We start from the raw sequence: 16,227 nt of genomic DNA on the forward strand, positions 1-16,227 counted from the left end.
CGGCGACCCGGATCTTGGGGGGTCGATCAGAAGGTGTATTTCATCGAGAACGTGGCGTAGTCGCGGTCGGCGAACGGACGGTCGATCGGATCAGCTGCACCCAGATAAGAGATGTATCTCAAGCCGAGTTCCAGGTTGCCCAGGTACTTGAAGGTCGTGCCCGCGCTCAGGCGTCGGTCACCGGCGACGCCGGAGATGCTTCCGGCCATGGGCGTGGAGCCGCTGAAGACGTTGGAGAAACTGAAGGGGACTTCCAGATCCCAGCCTTGGAAAACTCCCGGATAACTGAACGATGCGCCCACGGTGTAGGCGCTGGAAGACTTGGTGCGGTAACCCGCGGCTGTGCTGTAGGTGTAGTCATCGGAAGAGGCCACTAGAGGTGCCAAAGAGGGTAATAGGTTCACGCCTTGCAGGTTCGGCGCGGCCGAAGTGGATTCGACACTGTCGACCTGCACGCGGATGACTTCGGCCGTCAGCGTTGTCTGGTTGGCCCAGGGACGGTCACCCAAAATGCGCACCGCCGACAATTGCATTTGCTGGCCCTTGCCCTTGGCCGGTACGGCGCCAAGTCCGGTATTGACCATCACCGGCGCACCGTCGCGGTACGACCATTCGGCGCCGACCTGGGTGTCGCCGATCTTGGTCGAGGCGCTGATGCCGGTCAGCTTGATGTCTTCGAAGTACTTGATCCGGTAGCCATTGCTGACGAAGGCGTTGAGGCCACCGCCCACTGGCAGCGGGTTGTAGCCGACCAGGGCGGTGGCCGGGTTCTTGTCGTGGTAGTTGACGTGGAACAGCGACAGCTCGAGGGCCGGTACCGGACGGTAGCGCATCTGCACGCCCCACTGGCCACCATCACTCGGTTCGTCGGTGCCGCGGTAGGCGATCTTCTGGCCGTTGGCGTAGATGAACTCGCGACCAGGCCCGACCACGTCGCTGCCCGACAGGTAGCTACCCACTGGCGGCAGCTCAGTGCCCTTCCATTCGTACTGCACGTACGCACCGAAGGTCAGCTGGGGGTTCAGTCGGAACGAGCCGGAGAACTGGCCCACCGGCAAGAGGATTTCCTTGACCTCGACACCCGGTTGCGAGGCTTTCACCGCGTCAGACGGGTTTTGTACGCCGTTGACCCCGGGGTAGAACAGGCTCTCGCCCCAGGATTCGATGTGTCGCCCTGCCTTGACGTCAAGCATGGTGTCGTTATCAAAACGCCAGCCGCTGAACACATAGGCATCGAGGAATTTGCTGCGACCGCCGCTGTAGTAACGGGTGTCACTGGTGAATTCGTCGTTGCTGCCGCTCTTGTTCACGGTGGCGGGCGAATCGTTGTCGTTCTTGCGGTGGTAGACATCGTCGTAGAAGGTACTGGCACGCAGCACAGCGCCGTAGTTGTCCTTGCGCAGGATCATTTCCCCCAGCGCACCCACGCGGTTGGTGGTCAGGCTGCCGCTGTCGAAGTTGCGGTTGGCATCGTCGGCGTTGACCGTCAGCAAGCGATCGCTCTGACTGCCGGTGCGCACACCGATGCCATAGCTGGTGGTCACCGACCAGTCGATGGTCGCGCCGTTGTCGAACTCAAAGGTTTCGCCGGCCCACACCGGTGTGGACACCAGCGCAATGGCTGCGGCCAGGCTCGTGACCGGAAACGCGCTCGAACCGATGACCGTAGAGTTATTGTTGTTTTTGTTGATCACACTGATTCTCCTCAAGGGCAACTCAATGGCTGCCTGGAATGTTCAACACTGCTGCCGTGCCTTGCGCTCAAAACACCTTGGGCGGAGTAACAGCGCACGCTCCCCTTACAGCACTCCGGTAGCGATACCGCCCCCGGTCCTCTTCCCGCACCAGCGACCCTTCGGCCACCAGGTAGTTGGCATGGGCCAACGTTTCGCCAAGCGCCATCAGTTCGTCGAAACGACCCGACAGCCTGGGGAACAGCACAGCCATCAGTTCGAGCACGGTGCGCGGCTCGTCACAGTTGGCCAGCAGCAGCGCCAGATGCCCGCGGTGATGGGCCTCCAACTGATCCAGGCGCTGATGCAGATTGAAGAACGGCCGTTCGTGCGCCGGCAGCACCAACACGCTGTCGGGCAAGCTGCGCAACCGCTCGATGGAATCGAGCCAGTCGTGCAGCGGGTTGGCCAACGGCTCGGTGGCATGCACGCCGACGGTGGAGGTGATGCGCGGCAACACCTGGTCGCCGGAAATCAGCAGGCCGTCATCAGCGGCATACAGGCAGGCATGTTCCGGTGAGTGTCCGCGACCGATGACCACCTGCCAGGTGCGGCCACCGATGTGCAGGCAACTGCCTTCCTGCAAACGGCGGAAATGGTTCAGTGGCGCCGGCAGGAAATGGGCATTGCTCATCACCGCGAACATCTCGGCACTCTGTTCATCGCCGACGCCGGCCTTGCGGTAGAAGTCGAGAAAGTCCCAGCCCGGTGGCTGATCGGCGGGAAACTTGACGTGCAACGACTGGAACTCGCTGACGGTCATGTACACCGGGCAGTGAAAGCGCTCCGAGAGCCACGCGGCCACGCCGGCATGGTCAGAGTGAAAGTGCGTGCAGACCACCGCCAGCAATGGCAGCCCGTCGCACACTTCACTGAACACCCGTTCCCAGACTTCTCGGGTCTGGTCGGTGTTCATGCCGGTGTCTACCGCCACCCAGCCATCGGTGTGACGCAGCAGATAGAGGTTGATGTGGTCCAGGCGAAACGGCAGCGGCATGCGCAGCCACCAAACGCCCGGCGCCACTTCGCGCACCTGCCCGCGATCGGGCGCCTGCGGCCAGGGATAACGCAGGCCGCCGCGCAGTTCGTGACCGTTGTCGTCGAGGTCAGCCATGGTTGGCCACCGAAAAGGGCGTGAGGCCGGCGCGCGTCAGGGCCTCTACCGAGTAGGGCACATAGGTGCGCGCCTGGTCGTCGCGAATGAACAGCGGATCGCTGCACAGGCTCGGGCAATAGCCCTGGCGTTGCAGATCGACCTTGCGCAGCTTGAAGCTGGCCGTCAGGTCTGCCGACTGGGTGACCCGGATGAACACCGGGGCCGCATAACGCGGCAGGCGCGCTTCGGTCAGGGCGTACAGGGCGTCGGGATCGAATGCCTGGCCGGCCTGCATCAGCACCGCGGCCATCCCGGCGCGGCCTTCATGGCCCGGCACCTGGACGCCATAGATATTGATCAGTTCCAGGCCCGCCAGGTCGCCCAGGGCGTCCGCCACTTCGAGGGTCGAAACGTTCTCACTTTTCCAGCGATAGGTATCGCCGATACGATCGACGAAATAGCAGTAACCGTTGGCATCCTCGCGCAGCAAATCGCCAGAACTCCAGTAGGCATCGCCCTCGCGAAACACATTGCGGCGGATTTTGCTCTCGGTCGCCTCCGCAGAGGTGTAACCCTCGAAACGCCCACCACCGATCTCAGGGTGATCGACGATAAAGCCCATGGCCTCGCCAACCTCGCCCACTTCGCAGAGCTGGTAGAAACCGTTTTCGTCCCGTGGGTGGCAGTCGTTTTCGATGTCGTAGCGCACCAGCCGCACGTTGGTCTTGTTCCAGTCCGGCACGCGCCCGCAAGAACCGAAATAGTTGTCGACGTTGATCACCGCGGCATTGGCCTCGGTGGCGCCCCAACCCTCGAACACCTGGATCGGGCCGAAGCGCTCCAGCCAGCGTTGCCAGGAGTCGGGTGACAAACCGGCACCGAGCATGCAGCGCAGGCTGTGCTCGCGCTCGCCCGCTCGCACGGGTTGGTTTAGCAAGTAGCGGCAGATCTCGCCGATGTACTGGAAGATACTGATCTGATGACGCGCGACGTCGTTCCAGAACTCGCGCACGCTGAACTTGCGGCGCACTACGATGGCCGCACCGGCCCGCAACGCGGTAGAGGTCACCGACGTGGCCGCGGCGCCGTGGTACAACGGCAGGCAGCAATAGAACACATCCTCGCGGGTAGCTTGCAGGGTGACTTCCATCACATCGCCCGAGGACATCCAGCGCATATGGCTGTAGCGCGCCGCCTTGGGCAAGCCGGTGGTACCCGAGGTGAAGATCAGCAGGGTCGCGGCCTGCGCTTCGATGTGCGCGCGGATATCGCGGGGAAACGGCGTGCGCGGGGCTTTCTCCAGGCGCGCATCGAAATGCCCGTCGACGCCCTTGGGCAGCGGGCCACTCCAGGAATTTTCCGCGTCGCGTATCAGCCAGCACGGGAGGTCCGGAAAACCTTCGGTGGCCTGGATATTGGCCAGGCATTCTTCACCGATCACCAGCGCCTTGGCGTCGGTGGTTTGCAACGCATGCAGCAGCGGACGGCCGTTGACCTGAGTGTTGATGAAGGCCACCACCACCCCGAGCTTGACCAGGCCAAACCAGGTGCAGAAGAACGAGGGGCGGTTTTCCATGGCCAGGGCGCAGACATCGCCGGCACGCAGGCCATTGGCATAAAACGTGTGGGCCATTTGATTGGCCCGCGCATCGACCTCCAAGTAGCTCAAGGTCTGCTCGTTGTAGATCAGGAACGGGCGATCGCCCTGTTCACGCGCCTGGTGTTCCAGTCGGTCGGCCAGGGTGTAACGATCGCTCGGCTTGATCAGCCCGGCGGCGGCCGAACGCTGGTCGAGCAGCGCCTGGGTTTGCTCCCGTGGAACGGGGTGGGTCGGCAGGACGCCGGTCAGGTCGTTCAGGTTCATTGCGCCACCTCCTGGGCGATCGCTTGATAGGCGGAGTAATCCGAGTAGCCGGCCGGGCCTGGCGTGTAGAGGGTCTTGCGGTCGAAACCACTGAGCGGCAGGCCCCGCTTCAAGCGCTCCACCAGATCGGGGTTGGCAATAAAGTGACGACCGAACGACACGGCAGCCCCCTCGCCCGACGCGAGTGCGGCGCTGGCCGAAGGGCCGTCGAAACCATCGTTGAGAATCAATGCATGGGGGCTGTGCCGGCGCGCCAGGGCGAAGGCATCGAGGTCAGCCAGGGGCGAGCGCATGATGTGCAGGTACGCCAGGCCCAACGGCGCCACGGCTTCACACAAGGCGGCCGCCGTCTCGGCCGGATCGCGGTCGTCGATGTCGTTGTAGGGGTTGCCGGGGCACAGGCGAAAGCCAACGCGGCCGGCGCCGATCGCAGTCGCCATGGCTTCGATCACTTCCTTGGCAAAACGCACCCGCCCCTTCGCGTCACCGCCGTAGGCATCACTGCGCTGGTTGCTGCCGGAGGCCATGAATTGCATCGGCAGATAACCGCTGGTGCAGTGCAGCTCGACACCGTCGAAACCGGCCTGACGCGCATTCAACGCGGCCTGGCGATAGTCTTCGATCACATCGCCAATGCCTTGCAAGGTCAGCGCCTGTGGCTCGTCGGTGTCCACCAGGCCCGCGGCATCGCTGAACACCTGGGTGCGCGCACGCAGCGCCGAAGGTGCCACCGTGGCGGCCCATGTCGGCTTGTTGTGCCGACTGGCGGCGCGGCCGACGTGCATCAGTTGCAGGACGATGCGCCCACCCTCGGCATGCACCGCCTCGGTGACCTGCTGCCAGCCGGCGATCTGTTCGCCGGTGTAGATGGCTGGGGTGCGGCAATAGCCCAGGCCGCTGGCGGACGGCGCGGTGCCTTCCGCCACGATCAACCCGGCACTGGCACGCTGGCGGTAGTACTCGACCATGGCGCTGCCGGGCACCGCATCGGCAAGGGCGCGACTGCGAGTCATGGGGGCCATGACAATGCGGTTGGCCAGTTGCAGTTCGCCCAGGGCGACCGGCTCGAACAAGACGCTCATTGCAATTCCTCAGCTTCTTATTGTTTTCTGGCGGCCTGAGGGCTTGCCACAGTGTGGGCAAGCGCTGGCACACCAGCGGATATGGGCTGAATGATTGATCGTGAGCGCGGGCGAAACATCGTCCGACAAGACTAGGTTCGCTATCGACAGGACGAACCCGATACCGCATCGTCTGTACGGTTCCGTAGGAGCCAGGCTTGCCGGCGAAAGGGACGCTGCGGTGTATCTGACACACCGCCTGTGGGAGCGAGGCTTGCCCGCGAAGAACGATGACGCGGTTTGGCAGATGTACCGAGGCGCCTGGTTCGCGGGCAAGTCGGATCGCCCCCCGCTCGCTCCTACAGACGATCGGAACACCGCGGTGTCCCTTTCATACCGCGTCATCGTTCTTCGCCGGCAAGCCTGGCTCCTACGAGTGAACCGTTCCGGGGCGAAAAAGATGGTCTGAACGGACGATGAGAAAAAACCGGGACAAGCCCAGCATCGCGACAACTAGAACAAAACCGGGAGCACCCGCAGTGAACCAATCCACCCCCGTGACATGGCGAACGCACTATGCGTTGTTCGTGCTCGCCAGCATCTACGTGTTCAACTACATCGACCGCCAGTTGATGGCGATCCTGATTGAGCCGGTGAAGCTCGAATTCGGCATCTCCGATACCGGCATCGGCCTGCTTTCGGGCGTGACCTTCGCGGTGTTCTACACCGTGTTCGGCTTCCCGCTGGGGCGCCTCTCAGACCGCATCGGACGCAAGCCGGTGATCGCCTTCAGCTGTATCGCCTGGAGCCTGATGACCATGCTGTGCGGCATGGCCGGCAACTTCCTGACCCTGGTGTTGGCGCGGATCGGCGTGGCGGTCGGTGAGGCCGGTGGCACTGCGCCTTCGGTGGCGATGGTCTCGGACTTGTACCCGGCGAACCGCCGATCCACTGCCCTGTCGGTGCTGATGCTCGGTTCCAGCCTGGGGGCGATCGTCGGCTTGGGCCTGGGTGGCTGGATTGCCCAGCACCACGGTTGGCGCTACGCCTTCTTGCTGATCGGCGCACCCGGGATCTTCCTGGGCCTGCTTTTGCTGCTGACCGTGCGCACGCCCAAGCGCGTAGTGCCGCAGGCCCATCTCGCGATGCAACAGGATGGCTGGCTCAAGACCCTGGTCGAGCTGTTTCGCATGCCCTCGTTCCTGTGCCTGGTACTCACCGGCGGCGCGGCGGCGATTGCCGGTTACGCGATTGGCACCTGGAGCCCGAGTTTCCTGATACGCTCCCACGGTCTCAACCTGCAGGAAGCCGGATTCCTGGTCGGTGTAGTGGGCGGTACCGGTGCGACCTTCGGCACCCTGCTGTGCGGCATGGTTACCGACCGCATGGCGCGTCGCGATGTCGGCTGGCAAATCGGCGTGCCGTTGTTGGGTACGCTGATCAGCATTCCCTTCGCCCTGGCGTACTTCCTCTGGCCCCAAGGCACGGCATTCCATATCGGCAACATCGCAGTACCCCAGGCGTTCCTGTTTTACAGCGCATTCGCCTTTTTCGGTGTGTGGTGGGCAACACCGTGCCTGAGCGCGATCACCCACCTGTTCCCGGCCACGCGACTGGCCCAGGCCACGGCCATTTTCGTCATGTCGATGACCCTGCTGGGCGTCGGTATCGGGCCGCTGTTCGTCGGCATGCTCAGCGATTTCTTCGTGCCGACCCTGGGCAGTGAATCCCTGCGTTATGCCCTGGCTTCGTCGGTGTCCATGCTGATGCTGGCCAGCGTATTCCTGGCCTTTGCACTGCCCCGTTATCGCCAACAGATGAAGAGCTCGGCTGCGCACCTTGCACCGGTCCGTGCCGTGACGGCCTGACCCTTTCCCGCACCATCGCGCCGCTGCAACCTCGCCAGGTTCCAGCGGCTTTTTTAAGGGTTCGTCATGCATTCCCGGGAAAAATGTATGAAGCATTACCTGTAGGAGCGAGCCTGCTCGCGAAAAACCTGATAGCACCGCGGGGCGTCAGGCTCCCCGCGTCATCGTTGACCTCCATCGCGAGCAGGCTTGCTCCTACAAGTATCGCGTTATCTGTTTTACCGGGATCGCGTGAAAAACGTTTTCTCATGAGGATCACCATGAGTACCAGCGCCGTACAGATCTGCAACCTGCTCTACCGTTACGCCGAGCACCTGGACAGCGGCCAGCTGGTCGAGGCCGCCGAGCTGTTTCGTCACGCCCGTATCAAGGTAAGCAGCCAGGACAAGTGCATTGATCACACCGCCCTGCTGGGGATCTGGCAGCAACGCATCAAGCTCTACCCCTGCGGCACTCCGCGCACCCGACACGTCATCAGCAACCCCATCGTCGACATCGATGAAGCCTCCGGAACCGCCACGGTTCGCGCCTGCTACACCGTGCTGCAGGCTACCGACACGCTAACCCTGCAACCCATCGCCGCCGGGCGTTACCTGGATGAATTCGAACGTGTCGACGGGGTCTGGCGGTTCAGCTTTCGTGATTATTCACACCTGGACATGATGGGGGACTTGCGCGGGCATTTGTTGATGTAGGCACGAAGGCGGCCTGACAGCCGGCCTGGTTACTGGCGTGTCCGCGATCCTCTGTGGGAGATTGTTGTCTGAGTACATATCCGTTGCTGCGGTAACGGCCACTTTTGGTTCCGCTTTTACAGCGGGTCACTTTGAAAAGCGCAAAGTAACCAAACGCTTTTGCCCCACCACTCGGTACCTCGCTAGGGCTCGGCATGCCCTCACTCCGGCATTGCTCCGTGGGTCGCCGCGATGGGCCGTCCCTGGCCCAGCGCGGCTAAACCGGCGTCCTGCCGGTTTCCCCACTGCGCAATGCCTGCGTTCGGCCATCGTGGTTTAACGGGGCGCCCAGATCTAAAGCCAAAGCGAGGCGGCCTGACAGCCGACCTGATTTCAAGCGAACATATGTGATCGTTCCCACGCTCCGCGTGGGAATGCATCCCGTGACGCTCCGCGTCACCATTGCGCAGGACCCCAGCCTTGCGTCGTCAGCGGAACGCGGAGCGTCCCTGGCGGCATTCCCACGCGGAGCGTGGGAACGATCACAACGAGTACATCCGCGAAATCAGGTCGGCTGTCAGGCCGCCTCGCTTTTGCTTGCGCTTTTGATTTGGCTTTTGATTTTCTTGCCCCATCGCGGCGACCCACGGAGCAGGACCGGAGCGAAGGTACCCCGAGCCCCAGCGAGGGGCCGAACGCCAGGGGCAAGAGCCCTTGGTTACTTAGGGCCGGGCGGCGTTCCGTTTTTCCAAGACTCGCTGTAAGAGCGAAACCATAAGTCGCCGTTACCGCAGCAACGGATATACACCCAATCCAAATATGCAACCAGCGCACGCAAGCGTCTGAGGTCTATAGACCCTGAGCGTAGAAATGCGGGTTGTCCAGGCCGGGCTTGCCATAACGCAGCGCATCGCCGGCAAGGGTGCGAATCTGCCCACCGGCCGCGACAAGCACCGCATGCCCCGCGGCAATGTCCCACTCCATGGTGCGCCCCAGGCGCGGATAAAGGTCTGCTTCGCCAGCAGCCACCAGGCAAATCTTCAGCGATGAACCGGCACTTTTCAGTGAACGCACCTGACGCCCGTCGAGGAATTTATCCAGCGCCTCGGCATCGCCATGGGAGCGGCTGGCGACCACGTCCAGCCCCTCCTGCGACACCGTTCGGCAGTGAATTGCCTGGCGCTCTCCCGTCTGTTCGATAAAGGCGCCGTAACCACGGGCACCGGCAAACAGTCGGTCCAGCGCGGGCGCCAGGACTACCCCGAGCACCGGTTCACCGTTATCGATCAGGGCGATATTGACGGTGAACTCGCCATTGCGATTGATGAACTCCTTGGTGCCGTCCAGCGGGTCCACCAGCCAGAACCGCTGGCCCACCTCGGGCACATGGCCGGCAGCGGCGGCCTCTTCGGAAATCACCGGGATCTGCGGCGTGCGTGCAGCCAAGGCCTGCAGAATCAGCGCCTCGGCGCGCTCGTCAGCCTCGGTCACCGGCGAGGTATCGACTTTCCCGCGCACCTCGAAATCCGAGCGATACACCTCCATCACCAGCTCGCCCGCTGCGCGAACAATACCGATGACGTCTTCAAGCAGAACAGTCATTGAGTCGTTCATGGGAATTCTCCTGTTTTTGTTCTTCGTATGGTCCGTTCGGCCTATGCGCCGTTTTGCGGATCCGGGAACAGTACAGACATCTACAGCCCCGCCACTCAGCAAATGGATGTTTAACAGGAGTTCCCGTGTCCCACGGCAATCAGTTATCCGTTGCGCAGATCAACCAGCTGCGCCTGCGTGCCGTGCAGTTGCGCATCGGCGGCAGCACGCTCAAGACCATCAGCCAGGACACCGGGCTCTCATCGCCGACCATCATCTCTGCCTACAAGGCGTGGCAAGCCGGTGGCTGGAGCGCCGTGCCTGTGCGCGAACGTGGGCGCAAGCAAGGTGAGGGCCGCAGCCTCAGCGCCGAGCAAGAACGCAGCATCTACCAATTGCTGGTCAGCACGCTGCCGGAACGGCACCAGCTGCCGTTCCTGCTCTGGCAACTGGAAGCGATGCAGGCATTGGTCAAGCGTCTGCACGATATCGACCTGCCAGAACGCACCGCCGCCCATTATCTGCAACGCTGGCAGCTCAATGCCGAGCGCCCGGCCAAGCGTGTCGCCAATGCTTCGCTGGCGGTGCAGCGCTGGTACCGCAGCACCTACCGGGACATTCTCGAACAGGCGCGTACGCAGAACGGCGAGATCCACTGGATCGATGACTACGGTGCGCGCAACGACCAGGGCAAGCTCAGTTACGGGGTGCTGCGCGCGGTCAGCAATCGCGGCAAGGTGCTCTGGCTGCCTTACGAAGACGGGTTGCGCGCCCCCCACCTGGAAGAGTTCTTCGACCGCCTGTGTCGCTCGGCCGAACGCAAAGTCTTCGCGCTGCTCTCGGGCATGCACTGGCAACGCGCCGCGACCTTTATCACCTGGGCTGGCGAACGCGCTGAACGCCTGCATCTGTTCCATCTGCCGCAAGCCAGCGCAATGCTCAGCGGTGCCCGCGAACTGGCGACCCAGATCAGTCAGCAAGCCGCGCGCGTCAGCCATGACGATGTGCCAGCGACCATCGCTCCCCCTCTTCCCCGCGACCCCATGCTGCAGATGTTGCGCCTGATGTTAAAACATCAAGTCGCGCATAAGTCCGAATCGCAGCAGTTGTACGTTGATAAACGACAACAACAAAAAGCGAGAGGAAAATCTATGACGCTTACCCACCTGCAACGACTGGAGGCCGAGAGCATCCAGGCAATGCGCGAGGTTGTCGCCGAAGCCGACAACCCGGTCATGCTCTACTCCATCGGCAAGGACAGCGCGGTCATGCTGCACCTGGCCATGAAGGCCTTCTACCCGGCCAAGCCGCCCTTCCCTTTGCTGCATGTCGACACCACCTGGAAGTTCCAGGAGATGTATCGCTTCCGCGATCAGATGGTGGCCAAGCTGAACGTGGACCTGCTGACCCACACCAACCCCGAAGGCATTGAAATGGGCATCAGCCCGTTCAAGCACGGGTCGCAGATCCACACCGACATCATGAAGACCGAAGGCCTGAAACAGGCTCTGGATCACTACGGTTTCGACGCGGCCTTCGGCGGTGCGCGACGCGACGAGGAAAAATCCCGGGCCAAGGAACGGATTTTTTCCTTCCGCTCCGACCAGCACCGCTGGGACCCGAAGAAGCAGCGCCCGGAACTCTGGCACCTGTACAACACGCGCAAGCACAAAGGCGAGTCGATTCGCGTCTTCCCCCTTTCCAACTGGACCGAGCTGGACATCTGGCAATACATCTACCTGGAAAACATCCCGATCGTACCGCTGTACTTCGCCGCGCCGCGCCCGGTGGTCGAGCGTGACGGCATGCTGATCATGGTCGATGACGAACGCATGCCGCTCAACCCGGGTGAAGTGCCGATGATGCGCAACGTGCGCTTCCGCACCCTGGGTTGCTACCCGCTCACCGGTGCCGTCGAATCCGAGGCCGACACCCTGCCCAAGATCATTCAGGAAATGCTGCTGACCCGCACGTCCGAGCGTCAGGGGCGAATGATCGACCACGACTCGTCCGCATCGATGGAGAAGAAAAAACAAGAGGGGTATTTCTAATGGCACACGTATCTGACCTGATTGCCGAGGATATCGGCCAATACCTCAAGGCCCACGAGCACAAGAGCCTGCTGCGGTTCATCACCTGCGGCAGCGTCGACGATGGCAAGAGCACCCTGATCGGACGCCTGCTCTACGATTCGAAAATGCTCTTCGAAGACCAGATGGAAGCGCTGGAGGCCGACTCGAAAAAAGACGGCACCCAGGGTGGCGAACTGGACTTCGCCCTGTTGGTGGATGGCCTGGCCGCCGAGCGCGAACAAGGCATCACCATCGACGTGGCCTACCGTTTTTTCTCCACCGACCGGCGCAAGTTCATCGTTGCCGACACCCCGGGCCATGAGCAGTACACCCGCAACATGGTGACTGGCGCTTCCACCGCGGACGTGGCCGTGGTGATGATCGATGCCCGACGCGGCGTACTGACCCAATCCAGGCGTCACAGCTACCTGGCCTCGCTGCTCGGCATTCGCAAGGTGGTATTGGCGGTCAACAAGATGGACCTGATGGACTACTCGGAGAAAGTCTTCAACGCCATCGTCGATGACTATCGCGCCTTCGCCAAACAGATCAACCTGCAGGATTTCACCGCGATCCCGATGTCCGCACTGCGCGGCGAAAACATCACCGAGCAGAGCGAGCACATGCCGTGGTACCGCGGTACCACGCTGATGGGCTATCTGGAAACCGTTGAGGTCGACGAGGCGCACCAGCAGAAACTGGCGTTCCGCATGCCGGTGCAATGGGTCAATCGCCCCAACCTGGATTTCCGTGGTTTCACCGGGACCATCGCCAGCGGCGTGATCCATCCCGGTGACCGCGTCCGTGTGTTGCCAGCCGGGCAAGAGAGCCGGATCTCGCGCATCGTTACCCTCGATGGCGACCTGCAACAAGCCGTGGCTGGGCAGTCCATCACCCTCACCCTGACCGATGAAGTCGATTGCAGCCGCGGCGATGTACTGTCCACCGCCGAAGACCCGGCCAGCGTCGCCGACCAATTCCAGGTCAGCCTGATCTGGATGCACGAACAGGCCATGCTCGCCGGCCGCCCGTACTTGATGAAGATCGGCGGCAGGACGCTGTCGGTCACCTTGGCGGTGCCCAAGTACAAGATCAACGTCAATACCATGGAGCACTTGGCGGCCAAGGAACTGGCGTTGAACGAGATCGGCGTGTGCAACCTGTTTACCAGCCAGCCGATCGCTTTCGATGCCTATAAGAACAACCGGGAAACCGGCAGCTTCATCCTCATCGACCGCCTGACCAACGCCACCGTCGGCGCCGGCCTGATCGAGTTCTCCCTGCGCCGCTCGCAGAACATCCATATGCAACACGTGGATGTGAACAAGAAGGCTCGCGCCGAACAGATGGGCCAGCAGCCGGTGCTGCTGTGGTTCACCGGTTTGTCGGGGGCCGGCAAATCGGCCATTGCCAACCTGCTGGAAACCCGCCTGTACGCTCGCGGCCGCCATACCTACCTGCTCGACGGCGACAACGTGCGTCACGGCTTGAACCGCGACCTGGGCTTCACTGACGCCGACCGCGTGGAAAACATCCGCCGGGTAGCCGAGGTGTCCAAGTTATTCGTGGATGCCGGGTTGATCGTGTTGACCGCCTTCATCTCGCCCTTCCGTTCCGAGCGCGAGATGGCGCGTGGGCTGCTGCAGGAAGGCGAGTTCATCGAGATCTTCGTCGATACGCCGCTGGCCGTGGCCGAAGAGCGCGACCCCAAGGGCCTGTACAAGAAAGTCCGCCGCGGCGAGCTGAAAAACTTCACGGGCATCGACTCGCCTTATGAGGTGCCGAGCAAGCCGGATATTCATATCCAGACCAGCAAGCTGACGCCCGAGGGTGCAGTGGATCGGATCATCGAGGTGCTGATCGAGCGCGGCTTCATCGGCAAGGAACTCTAGCCCCGGCGCCCGGTTCGCCGGGCATCCAGCGAGCACCCTGCGGCGGTGCTCGTCCCATCAAGAGAGTCTAACAATGACAATCAGCTCTATTGACGAACAACAGTTGTTGAGTGGCCAGACCTGGGCCACGTTCTGCGATCACCTCAAGCGCTGCGGCGAGCAGATCCTGCGCCCCGAAGCACCGGCCGATGCGGCCACCCGCGCCGAAGGTTTCCGCTACCTCACACGCCTGCTGCGCATCGGCCTGGAGATGCACATCGAGTTTGCCGACCCGGCCTTTCCCAGCTTTTTCAAGACTTCCCACGAGACCGCGAAGATTGGTGCCGACAACCCGGACAACCTCTACGAGTACTCGCGCCTGGACGGCACGCTGCAATACCGCATCAAAGGCCAGCGCGGCAGCGTCGCCTACCTGAGCTTTGGCACCCAGAAAGGCGGTTACGAAACCGACGGCACCTTGATCCAGACCGGCTTCATCGACGCCAGCCAGCTGCAGGTCGATGCCCAGGGCAATTTCGAGATCATCCTCAGCACCGAGCCGCAACCGGGCAACTGGCTGAAGATGGAAGACGCCACCAATGCCCTGATCGTGCGCCAGACGTTTCTTGACCGTCGCAGCGAAGTGCCGGCCAAGCTGAGCATTGAGCGCATCGGCACCGAGAGCAAGCCGCAGGCCCTTGATCCGGCGACATTCCAACAGGGCCTGGCGCGGGTATCGAGCTTCGTGGAAAACACCGCGAGGCTGTTCGCCGACTGGAGCCAAAGCTACCTGCCGCACAGCAATCAACTGCCTCCCGCCAACCAGGCGCTCTGCCAGTCCGTGGGCGGTGACCCGAACATCTTCTATTACCACTCGCACTGGGCGCTGGCCGAGAAAGAGGCGCTGGTGATTCACATCGACAAGGTGCCGGACTGCGACTTCTGGAACTTGCAGATCAACAACTACTGGATGGAATCGCTGGACTACCGCTACCACCAGATCTGCTTCAACAAGCACCAGGCCCGCTACGACGAAAACGGCGGCGTGACCCTGGTACTCAGCGAGCTCGACCCTGGGGTAAGCAACTGGCTGCAAACCGCCGGCGTACGCCAAGGCACCCTGTGCCTGCGCTGGGTCGGCGCCCAGGAGCAATGCCACCCCACCACTCGCGTAATCAACGTGTCTGCCGTGGCGGAGGTCGTATGAACGCGCTCACTCGCATTGAAGACCTGACCGTGGAAAACCTGTTGGCCAGCGCCATCGCGCGCGCCAATGGCCTGAGCGATTTTGGCGATGACAACTATCGCGAGTCGTTGCAGGCGCTGCTGGTTGCGCTGGCCGCCGAAGCCCGGCTGTCACCGTCCGGCCTGTATTTGCTGGAAGAACGGCTGGTGGGGCAACTGGTCAACCGCCTGGTGATGGAGGACTACCTGCGCCGTTACCCGGAAATTATCGAGATAGCGATCGACGATCCGCTGGTCATCGTGGGTCTGCCGCGCACTGGCACCACCATGCTTCAGCGCACCCTGGCGGTCGACCCGCGCTTCTACTCGGCCGCCTGGTGGGAGACGCGTTTTCCGGCACCGCTGGCCGACGAAACCCTGGCAGTGCCGGCCAAGCGCATTGCCCAGGCCAAGGCCGAGGTCGACCTGATGGCCGAAGTCATTCCGCAGATCCTGGCGATCCACCCTCTGGACGCCATGCTCTGCGACGAAGAGTTCATGCTCATGGAACACTCGTTCATGTGCGCCATGGACGCCTACGTCAATGTGCCCAGCTACACCCACTGGCTGGACCGCCAGGACCAGCGCCCGGTCTACACCCAACTGAAAAAAATGCTGCAGTTCCTGCAGTGGCAGAAACAACAACGGGGTGAACCGATGGGCCAGCGTTGGCTGCTCAAAGCGCCCCAGCACCTGCACACCTTGCATTTGCTGCTGGATGTCTTCCCCAAGGCCCAGGTGATTCTGACCCACCGCGAACCGGCCCAGACCATCCCGTCGATGGCCAGCATGGCCCACACCCTGTGGCAGATGTACAGCGACACCCCGGACCCGAAAGCCGCCGGCGAGCAGTGGAACACTCGCATGGCGCGCGGCATCCGGCACACCATGCAGGTACGCGATCAACACGCTGCCGAGCGCTTTCTCGACATCAACTTCGCCGACACCGTGACCCAGCCATTGCAAGTGCTGGAGAAGGTCTACGCCTTTGCCGACCTGGCGTTTACCGATAAAGCCCGCGCCGACGCGCAGGCCTGGCTGTCGCAAAACAGCCGGGAAAAACGCGCCAGCCATGACTACAGCCTGGAGCGCTTCGGTCTTAACGAGGCGCAAATGACCGAGGACTACCGCGAATATCGCGCCCGCCACCTGAGCGTCAATCACTGAACAA

At 62.3% G+C, this 16,227-nt stretch carries 11 protein-coding genes; 6 read left to right on the top strand and 5 right to left on the bottom strand.

Annotated elements, in window-relative coordinates; all coding sequences use genetic code 11:
- Positions 1-26: 26 nt before the first annotated feature.
- The 4 genes from PSUM_RS09530 to PSUM_RS09545 form a co-directional block, all read right to left on the bottom strand.
- The gene (locus tag PSUM_RS09530) at positions 27-1,694 is read right to left on the bottom strand and encodes a DUF1302 domain-containing protein (protein ID WP_020800078.1); all 1,668 of its coding nucleotides are present in this window, start codon (positions 1,692-1,694) and stop codon (positions 27-29) included.
- Between the two features lie 67 nt (positions 1,695-1,761).
- The gene (locus PSUM_RS09535) at positions 1,762-2,847 is read right to left on the bottom strand and encodes an MBL fold metallo-hydrolase (RefSeq protein ID WP_083349412.1); all 1,086 of its coding nucleotides are present in this window, start codon (positions 2,845-2,847) and stop codon (positions 1,762-1,764) included.
- Positions 2,840-4,693: a long-chain-acyl-CoA synthetase gene (locus PSUM_RS09540; RefSeq protein ID WP_050511667.1), complete on the bottom strand. Its 1,854-nt coding sequence runs from the start codon at positions 4,691-4,693 to the stop codon at positions 2,840-2,842. The genes PSUM_RS09535 and PSUM_RS09540 overlap by 8 nt, the downstream gene beginning before the upstream one ends.
- The gene (locus PSUM_RS09545) at positions 4,690-5,775 is read right to left on the bottom strand and encodes an alkene reductase (protein WP_083349413.1); all 1,086 of its coding nucleotides are present in this window, start codon (positions 5,773-5,775) and stop codon (positions 4,690-4,692) included. Before PSUM_RS09545 ends, PSUM_RS09540 begins: the two co-directional genes overlap by 4 nt.
- A gap of 518 nt (positions 5,776-6,293) precedes the next feature.
- Between PSUM_RS09545 and PSUM_RS09555 the strand changes: the two genes are divergently transcribed.
- Positions 6,294-7,622, top strand: a complete 1,329-nt coding sequence (locus tag PSUM_RS09555; RefSeq protein WP_083349415.1) for a spinster family MFS transporter — start codon at positions 6,294-6,296, stop codon at positions 7,620-7,622.
- A gap of 260 nt (positions 7,623-7,882) precedes the next feature.
- On the top strand, positions 7,883-8,317 hold the full coding sequence (locus tag PSUM_RS09565; protein ID WP_083349416.1) for a nuclear transport factor 2 family protein: 435 nt from the start codon (positions 7,883-7,885) through the stop codon (positions 8,315-8,317).
- An 828-nt stretch (positions 8,318-9,145) separates the two neighbouring features.
- Here PSUM_RS09565 and cysQ read toward each other — a convergent pair.
- Positions 9,146-9,910, bottom strand: a complete 765-nt coding sequence (gene cysQ / locus PSUM_RS09575) for a 3'(2'),5'-bisphosphate nucleotidase CysQ (protein ID WP_020801146.1) — start codon at positions 9,908-9,910, stop codon at positions 9,146-9,148.
- A gap of 1,043 nt (positions 9,911-10,953) precedes the next feature.
- Between cysQ and cysD the strand changes: the two genes are divergently transcribed.
- From cysD to PSUM_RS09595, 4 genes are all read left to right on the top strand, one after another.
- Entirely contained in the window at positions 10,954-11,940 is a 987-nt protein-coding gene (gene cysD, locus PSUM_RS32125; protein WP_225441952.1) for a sulfate adenylyltransferase subunit CysD, read from the top strand.
- Positions 11,940-13,853 (top strand): sulfate adenylyltransferase subunit CysN, encoded by a 1,914-nt coding sequence (gene cysN, locus PSUM_RS09585; RefSeq protein ID WP_083349418.1) that lies wholly within the window; start codon positions 11,940-11,942, stop codon positions 13,851-13,853. The genes cysD and cysN overlap by 1 nt, the downstream gene beginning before the upstream one ends.
- A 73-nt stretch (positions 13,854-13,926) precedes the next feature.
- Complete coding sequence (locus tag PSUM_RS09590; RefSeq protein ID WP_020801149.1) at positions 13,927-15,039, top strand: DUF1214 domain-containing protein; 1,113 nt, start codon at positions 13,927-13,929, stop codon at positions 15,037-15,039.
- Complete coding sequence (locus tag PSUM_RS09595) at positions 15,036-16,223, top strand: sulfotransferase family protein (RefSeq protein ID WP_020801150.1); 1,188 nt, start codon at positions 15,036-15,038, stop codon at positions 16,221-16,223. The genes PSUM_RS09590 and PSUM_RS09595 overlap by 4 nt, the downstream gene beginning before the upstream one ends.
- Positions 16,224-16,227: the final 4 nt, after the last annotated feature.

It is taken from the genome of Pseudomonas umsongensis (assembly GCF_002236105.1).
GTDB classification, from domain to species: domain Bacteria; phylum Pseudomonadota; class Gammaproteobacteria; order Pseudomonadales; family Pseudomonadaceae; genus Aquipseudomonas; species Aquipseudomonas umsongensis.